This is a genomic window from Nocardiopsis sp. NPDC055824, from assembly GCF_053616335.1.
Genome location: NZ_JBSHDN010000115.1, coordinates 1 through 20,537, shown reverse-complemented (window position 1 = coordinate 20,537; position 20,537 = coordinate 1). Strand labels below are relative to the sequence as shown.

Annotated in this window: 14 protein-coding genes; 6 read left to right on the top strand and 8 right to left on the bottom strand. The window is 74.8% G+C overall.

From position 1 onward, the window contains the following. Nucleotides 1-205: 205 nt before the first annotated feature. On the top strand, nt 206-1,042 hold the full coding sequence (ddaH, locus tag ACWGL3_RS21130) for a dimethylargininase (protein ID WP_267944548.1): 837 nt from the start codon (nt 206-208) through the stop codon (nt 1,040-1,042). A 204-nt stretch (nt 1,043-1,246) separates the two neighbouring features. Then, nucleotides 1,247-1,873 carry a TetR/AcrR family transcriptional regulator gene (locus ACWGL3_RS21125; RefSeq protein ID WP_267944547.1) on the top strand — a complete coding sequence of 209 codons (627 nt, stop codon included), beginning with the start codon at nt 1,247-1,249 and terminating at the stop codon, nt 1,871-1,873. 45 nt (nt 1,874-1,918) lie between these two features. On the opposite strand, the gene ACWGL3_RS21120 is transcribed toward ACWGL3_RS21125, so the two are convergent. From ACWGL3_RS21120 to ACWGL3_RS21105, 4 genes are all read right to left on the bottom strand, one after another. Next, on the bottom strand, nt 1,919-3,361 hold the full coding sequence (locus tag ACWGL3_RS21120) for an aminobutyraldehyde dehydrogenase (RefSeq protein ID WP_452461708.1): 1,443 nt from the start codon (nt 3,359-3,361) through the stop codon (nt 1,919-1,921). 116 nt (nt 3,362-3,477) lie between these two features. Beyond that, nucleotides 3,478-5,103 carry a thiamine pyrophosphate-binding protein gene (locus ACWGL3_RS21115; protein ID WP_452461707.1) on the bottom strand — a complete coding sequence of 542 codons (1,626 nt, stop codon included), beginning with the start codon at nt 5,101-5,103 and terminating at the stop codon, nt 3,478-3,480. Nucleotides 5,104-5,107: 4 nt separating this feature from the next. Continuing rightward, nucleotides 5,108-6,061, bottom strand: a complete 954-nt coding sequence (gene speB / locus ACWGL3_RS21110) for an agmatinase (protein WP_267944544.1) — start codon at nt 6,059-6,061, stop codon at nt 5,108-5,110. 72 nt (nt 6,062-6,133) lie between these two features. Continuing rightward, on the bottom strand, nt 6,134-7,642 hold the full coding sequence (locus ACWGL3_RS21105) for a sodium:solute symporter (protein WP_452461706.1): 1,509 nt from the start codon (nt 7,640-7,642) through the stop codon (nt 6,134-6,136). Between the two features lie 248 nt (nt 7,643-7,890). On the opposite strand from ACWGL3_RS21105, the gene ACWGL3_RS21100 reads away from it, so the two are divergent. Together ACWGL3_RS21100 and ACWGL3_RS21095 are read left to right on the top strand one after the other, a co-directional pair. Then, the gene (locus tag ACWGL3_RS21100) at nt 7,891-9,486 is read left to right on the top strand and encodes a PucR family transcriptional regulator (RefSeq protein ID WP_452461705.1); all 1,596 of its coding nucleotides are present in this window, start codon (nt 7,891-7,893) and stop codon (nt 9,484-9,486) included. A gap of 367 nt (nt 9,487-9,853) precedes the next feature. Continuing rightward, complete coding sequence (locus tag ACWGL3_RS21095; protein WP_267944541.1) at nt 9,854-11,173, top strand: helix-turn-helix domain-containing protein; 1,320 nt, start codon at nt 9,854-9,856, stop codon at nt 11,171-11,173. Nucleotides 11,174-11,471: 298 nt separating this feature from the next. Here ACWGL3_RS21095 and ACWGL3_RS21090 read toward each other — a convergent pair whose 3' ends face one another. Next, the gene (locus ACWGL3_RS21090) at nt 11,472-12,083 is read right to left on the bottom strand and encodes a hypothetical protein (protein ID WP_267944540.1); all 612 of its coding nucleotides are present in this window, start codon (nt 12,081-12,083) and stop codon (nt 11,472-11,474) included. A 559-nt stretch (nt 12,084-12,642) separates the two neighbouring features. Between ACWGL3_RS21090 and ACWGL3_RS21085 the strand changes: the two genes are divergently transcribed. Together ACWGL3_RS21085 and ACWGL3_RS21080 are read left to right on the top strand one after the other, a co-directional pair. Continuing rightward, on the top strand, nt 12,643-13,875 hold the full coding sequence (locus tag ACWGL3_RS21085; RefSeq protein ID WP_267950402.1) for an aminotransferase-like domain-containing protein: 1,233 nt from the start codon (nt 12,643-12,645) through the stop codon (nt 13,873-13,875). 56 nt (nt 13,876-13,931) lie between these two features. Continuing rightward, nucleotides 13,932-14,882: a D-alanine--D-alanine ligase family protein gene (locus ACWGL3_RS21080; RefSeq protein WP_267944539.1), complete on the top strand. Its 951-nt coding sequence runs from the start codon at nt 13,932-13,934 to the stop codon at nt 14,880-14,882. Nucleotides 14,883-15,108: 226 nt separating this feature from the next. Here the strand turns inward: ACWGL3_RS21080 and ACWGL3_RS21075 are convergent, their stop codons facing one another. The 3 genes from ACWGL3_RS21075 to ACWGL3_RS21065 all read right to left on the bottom strand — a co-directional run bounded on the left by ACWGL3_RS21075 (nt 15,109) and on the right by ACWGL3_RS21065 (nt 20,435). After that, complete coding sequence (locus ACWGL3_RS21075) at nt 15,109-16,107, bottom strand: FAD binding domain-containing protein (protein ID WP_267944538.1); 999 nt, start codon at nt 16,105-16,107, stop codon at nt 15,109-15,111. Further along, the gene (locus ACWGL3_RS21070) at nt 16,104-18,755 is read right to left on the bottom strand and encodes a molybdopterin-dependent oxidoreductase (RefSeq protein WP_452461704.1); all 2,652 of its coding nucleotides are present in this window, start codon (nt 18,753-18,755) and stop codon (nt 16,104-16,106) included. Before ACWGL3_RS21070 ends, ACWGL3_RS21075 begins: the two co-directional genes overlap by 4 nt. Nucleotides 18,756-18,992: 237 nt before the next feature. Beyond that, complete coding sequence (locus ACWGL3_RS21065) at nt 18,993-20,435, bottom strand: solute carrier family 23 protein (protein ID WP_433701897.1); 1,443 nt, start codon at nt 20,433-20,435, stop codon at nt 18,993-18,995. Nucleotides 20,436-20,537: the final 102 nt, after the last annotated feature.

Here is a 20,537-nt window from a genome sequence, read left to right as displayed (position 1 = left end):
GCGCCCTCCTCGGACCGGCGCCGCGCCCTGTTCCGGACCGGGGCCGGGGGAGGGGCGGGGCCCGGGGGGCAATTCTGGAAAAACGGTCTGTTGCCGGAACTCCGGGGGAGGGTATCTCCTCTTCATCCGTGCGGGAACCACGATGTGGTAAATGCGTGTACCACCGAGGGCTGAACAGCGTTCCGCGCGTCTCACGGGAGGTCCCATGGCTCGTCCGGCTGCATCGGCACCGGCAGCGCGGCACTACCTGATGTGTCGGCCGACCTATTTCGCGATCGAATACGCCATCAACCCCTGGATGGACCCGGCGGCGGGAGTGGACAGGGAAAGGGCGATCCGGCAATGGGAGGGGCTGCGCGACCTCTACCTCCGCCTCGGGCACCGGGTCAGCGAGATCGAGCCCGTCGACGGCCTGCCGGACATGGTCTTCGCGGCCAACGGCGCCCTGGTCGTGGACGGCCGGGTCTACGGCGCGCGCTTCGCCAGCGCCGAGCGCACCCCCGAGGGCCCGGCCTACCTGGACTGGTTCCGCAAGGCGGGCTACACCGAGACCCGTGAGCCCAAGCACGTCAACGAGGGGGAGGGGGACTTCGTCACCCTGGACGACGTGGTCCTGGCCGCCACCGGGTTCCGTACCGAGGCCGCCGCGCACCAGGAGGCCGAGCGCTTCCTCGGACGCCCCGTCGTCACCCTGCAACTGGTCGACCCGCGCTTCTACCACCTGGACACCGCGCTGTTCGCGCTCTCGGGCCGAGAGGTCGCCTACTACCCGGGGGCCTTCTCCGAGGGGAGCCGCCAGGTGCTGCGGGCGCTCTACCCGGACGCGCTGCTGGCCACGGAGGAGGACGCGGCGGTGCTCGGCCTCAACGCCGTCTGCGCGGGGAACGACATCGTCGTCGCCGCGGAGGCTACGGCCCTCGCCGACCGCCTGAGGGAGCTCGGCCGGACCGTCCACCCGGTCGAGATGGACGAGCTGCGCAAGGCCGGGGGCGGCGCCAAGTGCTGCACCCTGGAACTGCGCGACACGCCCGACCCGGTGTGACGGGCGCGGCCGGGTCCCGCGCACCCGTGCGCGGCGCCCGGCCGCCCGCACCGGCCCGGTGTGGGAAATACCACCGCGGGCCGACGGCGGTCCGCCCGTCGCCACAGGTCACGCATGCGCGGGCCGCCGGCGCCCCGCGGGGCGGGCGGCGCGTGTGACAAGCGGCCCTGGACCCGCGCCCCCGCCGCAATAAAGTCTGGGGTCGTGAAGACCACACAGCGCAGACTTCCGCGACGGATCAGGGAACAGCAGATGATCGACGCCGCGGTGACGGCGTTCTCCCGTGGCGACTACCACTCCGTCAGGGTGGAGGAGATCGCCGAGGCGGCCGGCACCTCCAAGCCCACGGTGTACCACTACCTGGGCTCGAAGGAGGGGATCTTCACGGCCTGCGTGCACAGGGAGGGCGAGCGGCTCATCGCCGCGATCCGGGAGGCGGTCCACGACCCCCGGGCCCGCTCCGGGGAGGACCCCCTGCGCCGGGGCATGCACGCCTTCTTCACCTTCGTGACCGGGAACCGTGAGAGCTGGACCGTCCTGTACCGGCGCGCCGCCGTCCAGGGGGAGCCGTTCGCCGCGGAGGCCACGCGCATGAGGGACCGGGTCATGGACGAGGTCGCCGGCCTCATCACCAGCTGCACCGGAGGCCTCCTGGACGAGCACGGCGCCAAGGACGCGCAGCTCCTGGCCCGCATCGCCGTCAGCACGGCCGACGCCTACGCCGACTGGCTCCTGGACCACCCGGAGGAGAGCCCCGACGCCATGGCCGGGCACGTCACCGAGCTCACCTGGTCGCACCTGCGGGCCCGGCGCGCGGCCACCGCGCCCTGAGGGAGGCCCCGAGCCCCGTCCGGGCCCGGGACCGTCCGCCCGCGGTCAGCGCAGCGCGCTCATCACGTGCTTGACCCGGGTGTAGTCCTCCAGGCTGTACGCCGACAGGTCCTTGCCGTAGCCCGAGTGCTTGAACCCGCCGTGGGGCATCTCCGACACCAGCTCCCCGTGGCTGTTGATCCACACCGCGCCGAAGTCCAGCTCACCGCTGACGCGCAGGGCGCGCCCGTGGTCGGCCGTCCACACGGACGAGGCCAGTCCCTGCTCCACGCCGTTGGCCAGCCCGACCGCCTCCTCCTCGGTGGCGAACCGCTGGACGGTGACGACGGGGCCGAAGACCTCCTCGCGCACGATCTCGTCGTCGGCCCGGAGCCCGGACACGACGGTGGGCGCCAGGAAGAACCCCTCCCCGCCCACGCGGTGCCCGCCGGTCTCCACGACCGCGTGCCCGGGCAGCCGTTCCAGGAGCCCGGTGACCCGGGCGAACTGGTCGGCGTTGTTGAGCGGGCCGAAGTCGGAGGGCTGGTCCGAGGGGCGCCCCGTGACCTGTGCGGCAGCCCGTGCGGTCAGTTCGGAGACGAACGCGTCGTGGACGCCCTCGTGCACCAGGACCCGGGTGGCGGCGGTGCAGTCCTGGCCCGCGTTGAGGAAGGCCCCCGCCACCACCCCCGCGGCGGCGCCGGCCGGGTCGGCGTCGTCGAAGACCAGGACCGGGGCGTTGCCGCCCAGCTCCAGGTGCAGCAGCTTCAGGTCGGCGGAGGCCGCCCGTGCCACCTGTACGCCCGCGCGGGTGGAGCCGGTGATCGACACCAGCCGCGCCGCCGGGTGCTCCGCCAGCAGGCGGCCGGTGTCGCGGTCGCCCACGACCGCGTTGAGCACGCCCGGGGGCAGGACCTCCGCGGCGGCCTCGGCGAGCATGACGGTGGTGGTCGGCGTGGTCTCGGCGGGCTTGAGCACCACGGTGTTCCCGGCGGCCAGGGCCGGCCCGATCTTCCACACCGCCATCATCAGGGGGTAGTTCCACGGGGTGATGCCCACGCACACGCCCACGGGCTCGCGGCGGATCCACGAGGTGTGCCCCTCCAGGTACTCGGCCGCCGCCCGCCCCTCCAGGTGGCGCGCGGCCCCGGCGAAGAACCGCAGGGTGTCCACACAGAACGGGATCTCCTCGTCGAGCACGGACGCGCGGGGTTTGCCGGTCTCACGGCACTCGGCGTCGGCGAACTCCCCGGCCCGGGCGGCCAGGGCGTCGGCGAGGGCCAGGAGGGCGTCCTGGCGGCGGGCGGGGGTACCGCCCCGGCGCCAGAGCCGGAAGGCCCGGGCGGAGGAGGACACGGCGGCCTCCACCTCCCCGGGGCCGAAGACCCCGGACCTGCCCGCGACCTCTCCCGTCACGGGGTCGACCAGGTCCTGGACGCGCCCGTCCGCGGGCGCCAGGGGTTCTCCGTCGACGAAGCCGGGCAGTGTGTCGAACTCGTGGATGCGCATGGTGTCCTCGCGTCGGTTGCGGTGGTGTCGGGAGGCCGGGAGCCGGGCCGACCGGTGGCTGCGCGCCGTCCGGTCGGCCCGCCCGCCCGGCGGGCCGGGCCAGGGCGGCGGAGGCCCTACCCGTCCAGGTGGGTGGGGGCGAACAGCCCCAGCACCATGGGCAGCACGACCACGTTCGGGCCGGGCCGGGACAGGGCGGCGGACAGGTCCTCGCGCAGCCGCTCCGGGGAGGTCCGGGTGGCGGGCACCCCGAACGCCCCGGCCAGGGCCACGAAGTCCGGTCGGGCCAGCTCGGTGTGGGTGGCCTCCCCGAACGACGACTCCATGTACTCGCGCAGGATGCCGTAGCCGCCGTCGTCCACGACCAGCCACGTCACGTCCAGGTCGTGCTGGCGGGCCGTGGCCAGCTCGGCGACCGAGTACATCGCGCCCCCGTCCCCGGAGACGGCCAGAACCGGGCCGCGCCCGGCCGCCGCGGCGCCCAGGGCGGCGGGGAACCCGTACCCCAGGCCCCCCGACCCCTGCGCGGAGTACGCACTGCCCCCGCGCGGGTCCCACGCGGACCACGCCCAGTAGGCCAGCATCGTCATGTCCCAGAAGCTGGGCGCCCCGTCGGGCAGGGCCTCCCGCACGGCCGCCAGCACGGCGCGCTCCGCTGCCAGGTCCTGCGCGTCCAGGCGGGCGGCCACAGCGGCCTTCACGGACGCCACCTCCCCTTCCACGGCCGGGTCGGTGGGACGGCGGGTCACCGCCTCCGCGAGGCCGGCGAGGGTTGAGGCCGCGTCGCCGTGCACACCGAGCGCGGGGTGGTTGGACTCCAGCTTGCCCAGGTCGGCCTCGACCTGGACCACGCGGCCCCGGGGCGCGAACGTGTGGTAGTTGCTGGACAGCTCGCCCAGCCCCGAACCCACCACGAGCAGGACGTCGGCCCCCTCCAGGTAGTCGGTGGTGTGCCGGTCCTCGATCCACGACTGGAGGGAGAGCGGGTGGTCCCAGGGGAAGGCGTCCTTGCCCCCGAAGGTGGTGGCCACCGGAGCCCGGAGGGCCTCGGCCAGGGCGACCAGCGCGTCCCGCCCCCCGGAGCGGCTCACCCCGCCCCCGGCCAGGATCCTCGGGCGCCGGGCCCCGTCCAGCAGGCGGGCCGCCTCGGCCACCAGTTCGGCGCGCGGCGTGAGCGGGACCGGGGCCGGGTCCACGTCCTCCACCGGGGGCACCACGGTCGGCTCCAGCAGCACGTCCTGCGGGATCTCCACCAGGACGGGACCGGCCGGGGCGCTCGCCGCGGCCCGCCAGGCCCCGGCCAGGGCCGAGGGGATCTGCGAGGCGTGCCGCACCGTGAACGCCGTCTTGGTGACGTTGGCGAAGCTCGCGGACTGCTCGGGCAGCTCGTGCAGGTACCCGTGGCGCCCGCCCCCCAGGCCCGCGCGCGGGACCTGGCTGCTGATCACCAGGACCGGGGCGCTGGACGCCCGGGACTCCTGGAGGGAGGCCAGCGTGAGCAGTGCCCCGGGCCCGGTGGAGACCAGCAGCGGTGTCACCTCGCCGGTGAGCCGGGCGTGCCCGTCGGCGGCGAAGGCTGCGTTGTTCTCGACCCGGCTGGAGACGAACCTCAGCCCCGGGGCCCGGCGCAGCGCGTCGAACAGCCCCAGCGCGTGCTGGCCGGGGATGCCGAAGGCCACCCGCGCGCCGAGCGCGGTGAGCGTCTCGGTGACCAGGTCCCCGCCGTTGCGCGGAGCTCCCATGGGCTCAGGCTCCCGTCGTGTGGTGGAGGGCCAGGACGCTGACCAGGTCGTAGGCCACGTGCGAGGCCGCGGTGGCGGTGATCTGCGCGTGGTCGTAGGCGGGGGCGACCTCCACCACGTCCGCGCCCACGAGGTTGCAGGCGGCCAGGCCGCGCAGGATCTCCAGCAGTTCGCGGCTGGTCAGGCCGCCCGCCTCCGGGGTGCCGGTGCCGGGCGCGTGCGCGGGGTCGAGCACGTCGATGTCCACCGACACGTACAGGGGGCGGTTGCCGATGCGCTGGCGCAGCGCGTCGGCGATCTCGTCCACGCCCTTGCGCATCACGTCGGCCGAGGTGACGATGCCGAACCCGAACCGGCGGTCGTCCTCCAGGTCCTTCTTGCCGTAGAGGGGGCCGCGGGTTCCCACGTGGCAGATGGCCTCGGTGTCGAGGATGCCCTCCTCCACGGCGCGCCGGAACGGGGTGCCGTGGGTGTAGGGCTCGCCGAAGTAGGTGTCCCAGGTGTCCAGGTGGGCGTCGAAGTGCACCATCGCGATCGGCCCGTGCACGCGGTGCAGCGAGCGCAGCAGGGGCAGGGCGATGGTGTGGTCACCGCCCAGGGTGACCAGGCGCGTTCCCTCCCGCACGAACCGGGAGGCGCCCTCGTCCAGGGTCTCCACGGCGTCGCCGATGGAGAACGGGTTGACCGCGATGTCCCCGGCGTCGACGACCTGCGCGTGCGCGAACGGGGACACGTCCAGGCCCGGGTTGTAGGGGCGCAGCAGGCGGCTGGCCTCACGGATGGCGGAGGGGCCGAAGCGGGCGCCGGGGCGGTAGGAGACCCCGGTGTCGAAGGGGACGCCGACCACGGCGATGTCGGCCTTCTCGACCTGGTCGATGCGGGGGAGGCGGGCGAAGGTCGCCGGCCCGGCGAAGCGCGGTACGAGGCTGGAGTCGGTGGGTCCGATCGGTGCGTTCATCGCGTGGTCCTGTCCTTCTCGTCGTCGGTGCGGCCGGTGGGGGCCGCGGTCGGTGCGGTCGGTCGGTGCGGGTCAGCCGTCCCGGGGCGCGGGCGCGTCCACGGGGTCCACGGCGGCCGGTGCGGCCCCGGCCCCCTCCGGTGCGTCGTCGCCGCGCAGGCGGCTCTGCCAGGCGGCCAGGACGGCCGGGTCCGTCGGCGGGGTCAGCAGGCTCACGGCCACGTACACCACCAGGGCGGTGCCGAGCCCCACGTAGATCGGCTCGTTGGCGAGCATCCCGGTCAGGGCCATGGTGACGATGACGGCCACCGACCCGGTGAGCATGGAGGCCAGGGCGCCCGCGCGGGTGCCGCGCTTCCACACCAGGCCGCCCAGGATGGCGACCAGCAGGCCGCCCACGAGCACGTTGTAGGCCAGGGTCAGCGCCGCGACGACGTCGTCGACGGCCAGGGAGACGCCGATGGTCGCGGCGCCCAGGACCAGGGTGAAGACGCGGTTGGAGGCGACCTCGTCGCGGTTCCCGCCCCCGTGGGAGGCCCCGCCGCGCCCGAACAGGCGGCGGACCTGGGGCCACAGGTCGGTGGACGTCACCGTGGAGCAGGCGATGAGGGCGCCGCTGGCGGTGGACATCACGGCGGACAGCGCGGCGGCGATCACCAGGCCGGCGAGGCCCACGGGCAGGGTCGCGTCGACCATCAGGGTGAACGCGTCGTCGGGGTTGGCCAGGTCCGGGAAGAGAACGGCCGCCGCGGTGCCGATGAGGGCCCCGCACACGCCGTAGACCAGGCAGTAGACACCCGCGCCGATGCCGCCGACCCTGGCGACCCGGTCGTCGCGGCCGGTGAACACGCGCTGCCAGATGTCCTGGCCGATGAGCAGGCCGAGCGAGTAGATGACGAAGTAGGTCAGGATCGTCTCCCCGCCGATGGCGGTGGGACTGAAGTAGGAGGGGTCCAGGGACTCGCGCATCCCGGAGAAGCCGCCCGCCGACCAGATCGCCACCGGCGTCAGGATGAGGACGAGCCCGATGGTCTTGATGGCGAACTGGGCCATGTCGGTCATGGTCACCGACCACATGCCGCCCATCGTGGAGTACAGGACCACGATGGAGCCGCCCAGGATGATCGCCACCGCGCGCGGGAGCTCGAAGAGGCCGCTGAAGATGGTGGAGAACGCCAGGGTGGAGGGCACCGTCAGCATGAAGGTGTAACCCCACATGACCAGGCCCGACACCACCCGCGAGTTGCCGCCGTAGCGCAGGTCCAGCATCTCGGAGACGGTGAAGACCCGCAGCCGCGAGATGCGCTTGGCGAAGAACAGGTGCAGCGCGAGGATGCCGACGCCGATGGCGACGACCAGCCAGGCGCCGGAGACGCCGTAGGTGTATCCCAGGCCGATGCCGCCGACGGTGGAGGCGCCGCCGAGCACGACCGCGGCCATGGTGCCCGCGTACATCAGCGGACCCAGGCGGCGTCCGGCGACCAGGTAGTCGGACTTGCTGGTGGCGCGGCGCATGCCCCACCAGCCGAGGGCGACCATACCCAGGAGATAGGCGGCGATCACCGCGAGGTCGACGGTCATGGCACTCCAAATGTGGACGCGGGGGTACGGGGGAGTGAACAGCGGCGACATTGACACAGGTCACACGGACTTCGGACAGACTAGGCAGCGTCTCGACTACGCTCCAGTGGACGAACCGCACCGTCAAGCCTCCTTGTATGTGCGAACCATCCAGAAAGTGCGGTCGGCGCACCCCTGTGCGCAACACGGGGGACACGAGGCACCCGGCGCCGGAACCTGCGGCGCGGGGCGGGGAGAAGGGGAACGCCGTGGCAGACCGGGCCCGACGCACCGACGTCCACACAGTGCCGCTGAGCGTGGTCACGGGCCGCCGCGACCTGGCGCTGGCCACCGTCGTCGAGGCGGGCGACCCGGGGATCGCCTGGGCCGTGGTCAGCGAGCTGACGGACCCCTCCGCCTACCTGCGCGGCGGGGAACTCCTGCTCACGGCGGGGGTCAATCTGCCCCGAACCGCCGCCGGCCTGCGCGCCTACGTCGACGCCGTGGTCGGCGCCGGGGTCAGCGCGGTCGGCTTCGGAGTCACCCCCGTCCACGACACCGTCCCCGCGGGCCTGGTCGAGCAGTGCCACGCGCGCGGACTGCCGCTGGTCGCGGTCCCCCGCCCCACCCCGTTCGCCGCCGTCAGCCAGGCCGTCGGCGCGGAGCTGGAGGAGCGGCGGCTGCGCGACCTGCGCCGCCTCGGGGAGGCGCACCAGGCACTGGCCCTGGCCGTCACCGCCGACGCGCCGGTGGACCGCGTCCTGAGGGTGCTCGCCGAGGCCCTCGGAGGGTGGGCGCTGCTCGCCCGCGTCCCGCCCGGGGTCCCGGGCGCCGGGACCCCGGCCGCGTCCGGGGAGGCCGCACCGGCGCGGACGGGGGCCGCCGCCGGTGGACGGCACGCGACGCCGGGCGCGCCCCGGGACCTGGACCCCGACCTCCACGGGCTCGTCGCCCGGCTCACCCTCCCGCACGGTCCCCGCAGCGCCAAGGCGCGGTACGGCGCGGACGAGGTCTTCCTGCACACCGTCGGCTCGCCCCCCGACGACCACGGGGTGGTCCTGGTGGGGCGCCCCGACCCCCTCGGCATCACCGACCGCGCGGTCCTGCGCACCGCGACCGCGCTGCTCGACCTCCTCGCGCGCACCGACCGGGGCGCCCCGCCCGCCCCGGGCCGCCTCCTCACCGCCCTGCTGCTGGACGGAGGGGTCGCCGAGGAGGCCCTGCCCCTGCTCGCCGGGCTCACCGGGGGCGGGGACGGCCACGCCGGCGCCTACCGCGTCCTGCACGCCCTTCCCGCCGACCGGGGGCGGCACACCGCTCCCGCCGGCCTGCCCCTGGACACCCGGGTCCTGGACGCCGCCCCCGGCCCGCCGGGACTGCTGCGCGCAGTCCTCGCGGACCGCGGCGACGCCGCGCACCGGGAAGGGCTGGACCTGCTCCTGCTCCACGGGTGGATCGGCGTGCTGAGCGGCCCGGTCTCCCCCGAGGAGCTGTCCTCCGCCGACCGCGCGGCGGCCTCCCTCCTCCCCCGCGCCCGCGCGGCCGGGGGCCCGCTGCTGTGGGAGGAGGACACCGACCCCTTCGAGGCCCTCCTGGACCCGCTGGGCGCGGACGCGCTTGCACGCGGCGTCCTGGGGCCGCTCGCCGAGGACACCGCTCCCGCGGGGCTCCTGCGCGCGACCCTGCGGGCCTGGCTCACCCGCCACGGCAACTGGGACCGGGCCGCGGCCGACCTCGGAGCCCACCGCAACAGCGTCCGCTACCGGATCGGCAGGATCGAGCGGGACCTGGGAGTGGACCTGGCCGACGCCGAGCAGCGCATGCGCCTGTGGTTCGCGCTCACCCGGTGGCGGCCAGGCCCCTGACCGCGCTCCCGGGACCTCCGCCGCGCTCGGGCCCGGGCCCGAGCGCACGTGCGGATGCGCGACGCGCACGCACGTGCACGGGCCCGGACCGGCCCCTCCCACCTGCCCTCGCCCGTGCGGGCGTGGCCGCTTCCGGCCAATTCCCCGATTCGGGGTGCGCGGTGCCCGATCCTGGTCGCGCACATCGTCGTCCCGGCGGGGGCAGCGGCTGCCATGTGCGGCGTATGGACCCGGTTTTCGCTGGGAAAGCGGAAGTTGTGCGCCGACCACGGTTCCGAATCGTGCGCGTGTTCCGGTTCCCTCACCCTGTCGGGGCTCAGCCTGGACACTTGGTATCTCCGTAGCGAACCCGAAGTCAGGGGGCCACATGTCGTTTCCTCCGCTGGACACGGCCCTGCCCGCCGGGGCCGATGCCCGCGAGCACGCGCTCATGCTCAGACGGGTGCACGAGGCCTCGCTCACCGGGCGTCCCGCGCCCGCGCCGCTGCGCCCCGTGATCGAGGACTCCTGGGGAAGGATGCGCGGCTTCGGCATCGACCCCGACAGCGCGCCGCCCCCGCGGGTGGCGCGCGTGGACGAGCTCCAGCGCAACCGCGACGCCTCCCCGATCGCGGCGGTCCTCCCGCTGATCCGCCGGTCCCTCGTCTCGGTCGCGGACGAGGCCGACCACATCATGCTGGTCGCCGACTCCGCCGGGCAGGTCCTGTGGCGCGAGGGCTCGCACCGCATGCGGTCGGTCGGCGACAGGGTGGGGCTGGTCGAGGGCGCGTACTGGAACGAGGGCAGCACGGGCACCAACGCCATCGGCACGGCCCTGGTCGTGGGACGTCCCGTGCAGGTCTACTCGGCCGAACACTTCGTCCGGAGCCTGCACACCCTCACCTGTGCCTGCGCCCCGATCCACGACCCCCGCGACGGGCGCCTGCTCGGCGCCATCGACGTGACCGGTCCCGTCTCCACCATCCACCCCGCGACGCTGGCGCTGGTCAGCGCGGTCGCCCAGCTCGCCGAGGCCCACCTCCAGGGGATCCACCACACGCATCTGGAGCGGCTGCGCTCGGTGGCGGCGCCCCTGCTGGCCGGGATGAGCGAGCGCGCCCTGGTCGTGGACGACGCCGGGTGGACGGCCGCCGCCGTCCACATGGAGCCGGTCCGCAGGGTCCTGCTGCCCACGCAGCGGGACACGGGGACGGCCTGGCTCCCCGCACTGGGGGAGTGCGCGCTGGAGCCCCTGCCCGGGGGCTGGCTGGTGCGCCCCCGGCCGGAGCGGGAGAGCGGCGGGGCCACGGTCACCCTGGACCTGACCCGTTCCGCCCCCACGGTGGCGGTCGCCGGGGCCAGCGGGGAGTGGACGCACCGGCTGACGCCGCGCCACGCGGAACTGCTCCTGCTGCTGGCCGGCCACCGCGAGGGGCGTACGGGCGCACAGCTGTCGCAGGCCGTGTTCGGCGCGGGAGGCCACGTCGTGACCGTGCGGGCCGAGCTGTCGCGCCTGCGCCGGCACCTGGGCGGCATCATCGAGAGCCGCCCCTACCGGTTCAGCGAGGAGGTCCTGGTACGGGTCGTCGCCCCGCCCGCCCCGACCGACCTGCTGCCCGGGTCGGTGGCGCCCGGCGTCCGGGACCTCCGCGAGGCACTGAGGTCGGGCGACCGCTCGGTTGCTCTGCGCGATCTTCTCGCAACCTAGTGCAACCGTTGCGCCCCGTTCCCGGGTGCGGTGGACTGTGCTTGCGCGGCCCCGGCCGGGGCGGTCGCCGGGCCGGAGAGGGCACGGCGACCGGAGTATCGGTCCACCGGCGCGTTCACGACCTTCGGGCCTTGAGGGGGGCCACGGGGAGGGAAGTACGCGCTGCGGGGCCCAGGCGGTCGTTCGGGGTATCGGGGGAGAGCCCGAGGCCGCCGCGCGACGCGGCGGGACGTCCCCCGAGGTGGTCTCCTCCGGGACGTCCCGCCGCGCACCACGGGGGCGCGGGCGCGCCGGAGCCCTAGTCGAGGGCCTCCTCGACGTTCTCCGCCTTCTCCGTCCCGGGTTCCTCGCCGCCGGGCTCCCGTTCCCCGGCGTCCTCGGCCGCGGGGGAGCACTGGAAGCAGTCCATGGTGAAGACCTGCTCGCCGTCGACGCTCCCGGTGAAGCTCCCGGGAAGGCTGTCGTCGCCCGCCTCCCGCTCGGCCAGCGCCCCGCGCAGGAGGCGCCCCTCGAACACCGCCCGCGCGCCGTCCTCGGTCTCGCCGGTGCAGTGGACCTCCAGCCGGCCGCCGCGGGGCTCGGGGGAGGCGGACGCCTCGTACCCCTCCGTGCCGGCGGTCCGGTTCGGGCCCGGGGCCACGGAGGCGGCCGGGGAGGCGGCCGGGTCTCCCTGCGGGCGGCTGCCGCAGATCAGGCCCCCCGGGACGGGGTGTCCCTCGCGGGCGAAGGCGCGCTCGGCTCCCGGCCGCAGTGCCGTCGCGGACAGGGCGTCGGCCGCCTGCTCCAGTTCGACCCGCGCCGCGTCGGCCTCCGCGTCGTGCGCCCCGCCGGGGGAGCAGGACGTGGCGAGCACCCCGCCCAGGACGAGGACGGCCAGCGGGACGAGGACGGTGGTCGAGCGGACTCTCATGGCTTCCCCCTGGAATGTCGGGCCGGGCGGCGGCCCCACGGACCCGCGTGCCCCATGCGACCAATGTCGCTGATGGGAAAGATGGGGCCTATGTCCGACTCGGAGGAGAAGCGTGAACAGTTCCTCATATTCTCGTCATCCCCCCGTGAGTCGACCGCGGGGGATGGGTAGCCACGATGAGGACGATTCGGGATGAAGGAGACGGGGGGGTCGGTGTGGCGAACAGCACGGAAGGCCCTTCCCCCCGGACCCGGGGCCGTGGGCTGGGCTACACTCAGCACATTTACCGAACCGTGCTCACCCACGGCTCGACCGACCCGACCGTCTCACCCGACCCCCGCGGCCCAGCCGCCACAGGGGCACCGTGTGAACCATGGGGGCACGACGGGCGTCGTACCGGAAGACCGCACCCGGGTCCCGGCCGACACCCTGCCGGCCCCTCAGACCGTCCTTCCTTCGGAGGTGGACCGTGTCCGCTGACCACCGAGAGCAGCAGCCCGCGCAACAGGGCTCGCGCATCGACCCCCACGTCGGCCGCTACGCACGTCGAGCACAGGGAATGGTCGCATCGGAGGTCCGGGCACTCTTCGCGGTGGCCTCCAGGCCGGAGGTGGTCTCCCTCGCCGGGGGAATGCCCAACGTCTCCGCCCTCCCCCTCGACCAGATCGGAGAGCTCGTCAAGGACGTCGTCTCCGAGGAGGGCACGGCCGCACTCCAGTACGGATCGGCCCAGGGCGACCCCGTCCTGCGCGAGCAGCTCTGCGAGTACATGGCCCTGGAGGGCGTCACCGCCAGCCCCGAGAACGTCATCGTCACCGTCGGCTCCCAGCAGGCCCTCGACCTCCTCACCCGCGTGTTCGTCGACCCGGGCGACATCGTCCTCACCGAGGCCCCCACCTACGTCACCGCGATCAACACCTTCGCCGCCTTCCAGGCCGACATCCGGCACGTGGCGATGGACGACCAGGGCGTCATCCCCTCCGACCTGGAGGAGGCGCTCGTCCGGGCCGAGCTGGACGGCCGCCCGGTCAAGTTCTTCTACACCGTCCCCAACTTCCAGAACCCGGCCGGGATCACCATGAGCGCCGAGCGGCGCGCCCAGGTGGTCGCGGCCTGCGAGCGCCACGACGTGCTCATCGTCGAGGACAACCCCTACGGCCTCCTCCGCTACGACGGCGAACCCGAGCCCACCCTGTACTCGCAGAGCGAGGGCAACGTCGTCTACCTCGGATCGCTCTCCAAGACCTTCTCCCCGGGACTGCGCATCGGCTGGGCGCTCGCGCCCGCCGCCGTGCGCGCCAAGCTCGTCCTGGCCGCGGAGTCGGCGATGCTCAGCCACTCGACGTTCAACCAGCTGGTCGTGCGCCGCTACCTCAACACCTTCCCGTGGCGTGAGCAGATCAAGGCGTTCAACTCCATGTACGGCGAGCGCCGCGACGCGATGCTCAACGCGCTGACCGCGATGATGCCCGCCGGGTGCACCTGGACCAGGCCCGAGGGCGGGTTCTTCGTGTGGGCCACCCTGCCCGAGGGCATCGACGCCAAGGCGATGCTGCCCCGCGCCGTCGCCGAGCGGGTCGCCTACGTCCCCGGCACCGGCTTCTACGCCGACGGCCGCGGGCGCGACAGCATGCGCCTCAGCTTCTGCTACCCCACGCCCGAGCAGATCCGGGAGGGCGTGCGACGCCTCGTCGGCGCCATCGAGGGGGAGGTCGACCTGCGTGATACGTTCGGCACCACCCTGGCCCCGAGCACCGAGGGCCACCAGTCGCCGGCCCCCGACCTGCCCTGACACCCCCGAGCAAGGCACCAAGCACCATGACCGCAGCACAGAAGGAGGTTGGCGCCGTGGCCGACCTTGACCGTGTCCTCGTTCTCGCCGGGGGCCTGTCCCCCGAACACGAGGTGAGCGTCCACTCCGGGCGCAGCGTCGCCGAGGCGCTCCGCCGACTGGACGTGGAGGTCCAGGTCGCCGACGTCGACTCCACCCTGCTCGACCGGCTCTCCGACGACCCGCCGCAGGTCGTCTTCCCCGTCCTGCACGGGTCCGCCGGCGAGGACGGCGCCATCCGGGAGGTCCTGGAACTGGTCGGGGTGCCCTACGTGGGCGCCCGGCCCTCCGCCTGCCGCCTGGCCTACTCCAAGCCCGCGGCCAAGGCCCTGCTCGCCGAGCAGGGCGTGCGGGTGCCGCGCGGCGCGGCGCTGCCCAAGTCGGCGTTCCACGACCTGGGGGCCCCGGCCCTGCTCGACCGGCTCGCCGAGCGCCTGGGCCTGCCGCTGTTCGTCAAGCCGGACAGGGGCGGGTCGGCCTTCGGCGCCGCCCCGGTGACGTCGGTGCAGGGCCTGTCCACCGCCCTGGTCTCCTGCTTCGCCTACAGCGACTCGGCCCTGGTCGAGGAGCAGGTCCAGGGCACCGAGCTCGCCGTGGGGGTCCTGGACACGGGCGACGGTCCGGTGGCCCTGCCGCCGGTGGAGATCGTGCCGGACGGCGGGGTCTACGACTACGCCGCCCGCTACACCGCCGGCCGCACGGAGTTCTTCTGCCCGGCCCGCCTGGACGCGGAAGCCCTGGCCGCGGCCGCGGAGGTGGCGCTGACCGCGCACCGCGTCCTGGGGCTGCGGGACTTCTCCCGCACCGACCTCATCGTGGGGGCGGACGGCCGGGCCACCTTCCTGGAGACCAACGTCGCCCCGGGGCTGACCGAGACCTCCACGTTCCCGATGGCGGCGGCCGCCGCCGGGCTGGACTTCGCGGTCGTGTGCCGCGAACTCGCCCACCAGGCGCTGCTGCGGCACTGACCGGAGCCGCCCGGCGGACGCGGGGCGCCCTTGCGGCGCCCGAACCCGCCGACCCGATCGGAACAGCACGCCCGAACGCCCGGCCGGGGCACCCCGGCCGGGCGTTTCGCGTGCGCGGCCGCCGGGCGGCACGGCCTCCGTCCCGCACCCGGGCCGCCGGCCCGGGGCCCGTGGGCGCGGACCGGTGCCGTCACGCCGCCCCGCGCCCGGCGGGGTCTCCCACGCCTCAGGACCGGGGGACCCCCAGAGCCCGTTCGAGCACGTCGCGCACGGTGGCGCGAAGCAGGTCCACCTTGTACCCGGTGGAGGGGAGCGGGGAGCACAGCGAGGCCAGGTCCGCGAGGGCGTCCTCCGCCTCCGGGCCCAGCGCGCGCCCCGGAAGGGCGCCGACCAGGGCGGACTCCACGCCTGGCAGCCTCAGCGGGGTGCGTGCCACCCCGCCGACGGCCACGGCCGCCCGGGTCACCGGTCCGGCGCCGTCCACGCCGCAGTCCAGCCGCGCCACCGCCTCCACCAGCGGCCACTCCGAGCGGGAGCGTCCCGTCGCCCTCCTGTGGGAGGAGCGCTCGCCCCGCACCGGAACCGGCAGGGAGACCGACACCAGCACCCGGCCCGGCGCCAGCACGTGGTCCCGGGCGGGGTCCGCCCCGTCGTACAGGTCGGCCACCGGCCTCTCCTCCGGCTGCGTGGAGCCGGCCCCCGCGACCAGCACCGTCGCGTCGTGCGCCAGCAGGGCGACCGCCAGCGACGAGGGGTGCGGGGCCACGCACGGCCCCTGGTCCACGACCACCCCGTACAGGTGGTCGCCCGAACGGGCGGGGCAGGAGTCACCGCCCGTCTGGAAGCAGTCGAAGGCCGGGTTGCGCAGGTACCAGCAGCGGTTGCGCTGCAACAGGTTCCCACCCAGGGTCGCCGCGTCGCGTACCTGCGGGGTGGCCAGGACCCGCGCCACGGCGGCCAGCGCCGGGTAGGCGTCGGCCAGCCCCGGGTCCCCGGCCAGTTCGCCGACGCCCGTCAGGGCGCCCACCCGGGCCGATCCGTCGGGGAGCCAGTCCACCCCGCGCAGCTCGCCGACGCCGGACAGGTCGACCACCGGCGCGGAGCCGATGACCCCCGATCCCAGGCAGGCGGTCAGGTCGGTTCCCCCGGCGCGCGGGAGCGCGCCCGTGCCGTCCAGTCCGGACAGCGCCTCGTCCAGGGTCGCGGGTCGTGTGACGGTGATCATCGCAGTCCTTCGATCAGTCGGTCCGGACGGACGGGCAGCTCGTGCGGCCGCCAGCCGGTGGCGTCGTGCACGGCGTTGGCCAGGGCTGCGGCGACGCCGACGACCGACACCTCTCCCAGGCCGATCCCGCCGCCGGGGACGTGCTCGAACCCCTCCTCGTGGAAGTACACCTCGGTCTCGGGCACGTCCCCCGGCCCCGGGATCCGGTAGTCCTCCATGTTGTCGGTGAGCGTCACCCCTGTGGCGGGGTCGTGGCGCCGCTCCTCGAACAGCGCGTACCCGACCCCCTGGACGACCGCGCCCTCGCACTGGTTGCGGGCCAGCCGTTCGGCGTAGACGCGGCCAGCGGCGATCCCGGCCCAGCAGCGGGTGGGCTGCACCCGGCCCAGCAGGGTGTCCACCTCCACCTCCATCACGTGCACCGCGCCGCTGAGGCCCCGGCCCAGGGCCAGGTCGTCGGCCATGTTCGGGGAGAGCTGGCCCCAGCGGTCCAGGCCGCGCCCGCCCTCCACGCGCACGCCCTCGGCCGCGGTGAGGGCCTCCTTGAACGCGTGCTCGGGGACCGGGCCGACGGCGGGGACCGAGGGGGAGCGCTCCCGCAGGGCGTCGCGCAGCCGGTCGGCGGCCTGCACAGCGGCGGGCCCCATCGACGTGGTGGTGCGCGAACCGTACGACCCGGTGCCGTGCACCGGCCCGCTGCGCCCGATCTCCACCCGCAGGTCCGAGGCGGGCACGCCCAGCCTGTCGGCGACGGCCCCGGCGAGCACCGTGCGGATCCCGGTGCCGATGTCCTGGGTGGACGATCGCACCACCAACGAGCCGTCCTCCACCGAGAGCTCGACCCTGGCCTGCGGCCCGAGGAGGTAGAGCCAGCTCGCGGCGGCCACCCCCACTCCGCGCCGGAAGCGGCCGGAGCGGGGGCCGCGCGGCCGGTCCCGCCACAGGTCCAGTTCCGCGGCCCGCGCGTACAGGGCGCGCCGCTTGGGGTTGCCGTCCCAGCGGGCGCGCAGCGCCAGCGGGTCCTCGCCCAACCGGTGCGCCATCATGTCGACGGCCTGCTCCAGCGCCCACGCCATGGGCGGTCCGCCAGGGCCGCGCATGGGCATGCCGGGGGGCAGGTTGGTGACCACGTCGAAGTCGCGGACCCGCCGGGGCGAGCGGCCGTACATCATGAAGGCGAGCGCGGCGGCGGAGGAGCCGACCGACACCCCTCCCTCGCCACGGGAGTCCACGCTCATCGCGGCCAGGTCCCCGTTCCGGTCGGCGAGCAGCGCCACCCGGGTGCGGGCCGCGGGCCGGTGCCCGGCGTCGGTCAGCTCCTCCGCGCGGTCGAACGCGACCCGTACCGGCGCGCGGGCGGCCCTGGCCAGCTCCACCGACGCCACGATGTCGGCGGAGAGGGCGTTCTTGGCGCCGAACCCGCCGCCGACGTACTCGCTGACGACGTGCACCCGGTCCAGGGGCAGGCCCCAGTGCTTCGCGGCGCGTTCCGCGGTCTTGGCCACGGCCTGTGTGGACACGCGCAGGTACAGGTCGCCCCCCGGCTCCCAGGAGGCCACGCACACGTGCGGTTCCAGGGGGTTGTGCGCCTGCGAGGCGGTCGTGAACTCCCCGGAGACCAGGAGCGGGTCACTTGCCCGCGCGGCCCGGCGCAGCCTGCGCACGGCGGTGGGACCGCGCCAGCTCAGGGTGCCGGGACCGCGCAGGTTGCCCTCCCACCGGGCCGGAGGGGTCGGGGCCTCGCCGTAGCTGGGGGCGGCGGCCCGCTCGGCCCGGGTCGGGTAGAGGACCGGGGCCCCGGGCGCCCGGGCGGCCTCGGCGTCGAGCACGGCCGGGAGCGGTTCGTAGTCGCCCGGGCCGGCGGCCGCGGCCGCCCGGGCGCCGGCGGAGGTCGGCGCGGCGACGGCGGCGATCGGCTGGCCGACGTAGCGGACGGTGCGGTCCTCCCCGAGCAGGTCGGTGAACACGGGTGCGGTTCCGGAGGCTGCGGCGGTGTCCTCCGGGGCGTCCCCGGTGCGCGCGGCGCCCGGGTCGACGGCGCGCACGCGGGCGTGGGCGTGGGTCGAGCGGACGATCACCCCCTCCCAGTGGCCGTGCGGAGCCAGGTCGGCGCTGAACCGCGCCCGTCCGGTCACCTTGTCGACGGCGTCGCGGCGGGGGGGCTCCCGGTCCGGCCGGGAGTCGAACTCCCCGGCGCAGGCGGCGGCGACGGCGGCGAAGATCCCCTCGTAGGCGCCGCAGCGGCACAGGTGGCCGGACAGCGCTTCGGCGATCGTGTCGCGGTCGGGCCGGGTGTCGCCGTGGTCCGCCCGCCAGGTGTCGACGAAGACCGAGGCGGAGACGACGAACCCCGGGGTGCAGTATCCGCACTGGAGCGCGTCGTGCGCCGCGAAGGCGTACTGGACGGGGTGGGTGCCGCCGAGGCCCTCGACCGTCGTGACGGTGCGGCCCGCCAGGCGGTCGGAGGGCAGGAGGCAGGAGACGGTGGGGGAGCCGTCGACGAGGATCGTGCAGGCGCCGCACACTCCGCCGCCGCAGGCGATCTTGGTGCCGGTGAGGCCGAGGCGGTCGCGCACGTGCTCGGCGGTGCTGGTCTCGGGGTCGACGGGTGCGGGATGCCGTGCGCCGTTGACCGTGACGTGGTCCATGGGTGTCCGTCCCTGGTGCGCATGAAAGTTGTCAATGTCAACTTAGGGTGGCTCCGCCGGGCTGTCAACGCCCTTCGGACACCGGCCGCGGACGCTTCCGCCGGGGCGCAGGTCAGCGTTCCGCGGTCCGCTCCGGGGGCGCCGCCGACCCGCCGCGTGCCGGCGGCGCCCGTGCTCCCACGACGGCGGGGCCGGTGCGCGCCGAGGTGCGCACCGGCCCCGCGGGGGCGTGCCGGGTCAGAGCCCCAGGGCGTGCATCGAGAAGTGGAACACGAACACGGCGCTGAGCAGCCACATCAGCCAGCCCACCTCCCGGAACCGGCCCTGTGCCGACCTCAGGACCGTGGAGGCGATGATGCCGATGCCGATACCGCTCGCGATGTCGTAGGCGAACGGCATGACCGCGATCGTCAGGAACGCCGGGATCGCGACGGACATGTCGTCCCAGGCGATGCCGCGCACCTGCGTCATCATCAGGGCCCCCACCAGCACCATCGCCACCGATGCCGCCTGGGCCGGGACGATAGCGAACACCGGGGCGAACACGATGGCGGTGAGGAAGAGCAGGCCCGTGACCACGCTGGCCAGCCCGGTCCGGGCGCCCTCGCCCACCCCCGCCGTGGACTCCACGAACACCAGGGTGGCCGACGAGCTGGTCAGGCCGCCGACCACGGCCCCGGTCCCGTCCGTGGCCAGGATCTGGTTGACCCGGGGCATGTTCCCGGCGGAGTCGGCGATGTTCGCCTTGGCGCCGATGGCCAGGATGGTGCCGACGGCGTCGAAGAACCCGGCCAGGACGAGGGTGAACAGGATGACCCCCGCGGCCGTGGGCCCCGCCGTGGTCCAGGCCCCGAACATGTCCACCTGGAACAGGAGCCCGAAGTCGGGCACGGCGACCGGGCTCGCGGGCAGCCGGGGCGCGCCGCCGCCCCAGTCCTCCGGCGTCAGGCCCAGGGCGTAGTGCACCGCGACGGCCATCACCGTGGCGCCGACGATGCCGTAGAAGATGGCGCCGGGGACGCCGCGCGCCAGGAGCGCGCCGGCCAGCACCAGCCCGCACACGAACACCAGCAGGGGCCAGCCCAGGAGGTGCCCGCCGTCGCCGGAGGCGCCGATCTGGAGCAGGCCGTCACCGTCGCCCTTGCTGACGAAACCGGCGTTGGCCAGGCCGATCAGCGACACGAACAGACCGATGCCCACGCCGATCGCGAGCTTGAGGTCGTGCGGCAGCGCGTTCATCACGGCGGTGCGGACACCGGTGACGACCATCGCGACGATGGCGACGCCCTGCCACACGACCAGGCCCATCGCCTCGGGCCAGGACATGACGGGGGCGGCCTGGTAGGCGACGACCGCCATCACCCCGAGGGCGGCGGCGCAGGCGATCGGCGCGCGGCCGACCACCCCCATCATGATCGTGACCAGGCCCGCGGCCAGGGCCGTCATGGTGGTCAGCTGTGCGGCCGACAGGGTGTCCCCGTTCACGTCGGCGACGCCGCTCAGGACGATCGGGTTCAGGACGATGATGTAGGCCATCGCCATGAACGTGGTGAGACCGCCCCGGACCTCGCGGGCGATGCCGGAGCCGCGCTCACCGATGAAGAAGAAGCGGTCGAGCCAGGATCGACCTGTGGCGGACGCGGGCTGTTCGCGCCTACGGGCGCGCTCACTTCGGGTCATGTCCCCTCCTGGAGGGAAACGGGGCGGCATGGAGCCACCATAGGTGAGGGGGGCGCTACCGTGTGTAGTCACCTGGGTGTCGGCGCCGGGACGGTACCGTCC

Bases quoted from the DNA above. Each gene is read 5' to 3' on its own strand.
- ACWGL3_RS21105 (WP_452461706.1), bottom strand. From the start codon at position 7,642: ATGACCGTCGACCTCGCGGTGATCGCCGCCTATCTCCTGGGTATGGTC.
- ACWGL3_RS21075 (WP_267944538.1), bottom strand. From the start codon at position 16,107: ATGATCACCGTCACACGACCCGCGACCCTGGACGAGGCGCTGTCCGGA.
- ACWGL3_RS21070 (WP_452461704.1), bottom strand. From the start codon at position 18,755: ATGGACCACGTCACGGTCAACGGCGCACGGCATCCCGCACCCGTCGAC.
- speB (WP_267944544.1), bottom strand. From the start codon at position 6,061: ATGAACGCACCGATCGGACCCACCGACTCCAGCCTCGTACCGCGCTTC.
- ACWGL3_RS21115 (WP_452461707.1), bottom strand. From the start codon at position 5,103: ATGGGAGCTCCGCGCAACGGCGGGGACCTGGTCACCGAGACGCTCACC.
- ACWGL3_RS21065 (WP_433701897.1), bottom strand. From the start codon at position 20,435: ATGACCCGAAGTGAGCGCGCCCGTAGGCGCGAACAGCCCGCGTCCGCC.
- ddaH (WP_267944548.1), top strand. From the start codon at position 206: ATGGCTCGTCCGGCTGCATCGGCACCGGCAGCGCGGCACTACCTGATG.
- ACWGL3_RS21120 (WP_452461708.1), bottom strand. From the start codon at position 3,361: ATGCGCATCCACGAGTTCGACACACTGCCCGGCTTCGTCGACGGAGAA.
- ACWGL3_RS21085 (WP_267950402.1), top strand. From the start codon at position 12,643: ATGGTCGCATCGGAGGTCCGGGCACTCTTCGCGGTGGCCTCCAGGCCG.
- ACWGL3_RS21090 (WP_267944540.1), bottom strand. From the start codon at position 12,083: ATGAGAGTCCGCTCGACCACCGTCCTCGTCCCGCTGGCCGTCCTCGTC.
- ACWGL3_RS21095 (WP_267944541.1), top strand. From the start codon at position 9,854: ATGTCGTTTCCTCCGCTGGACACGGCCCTGCCCGCCGGGGCCGATGCC.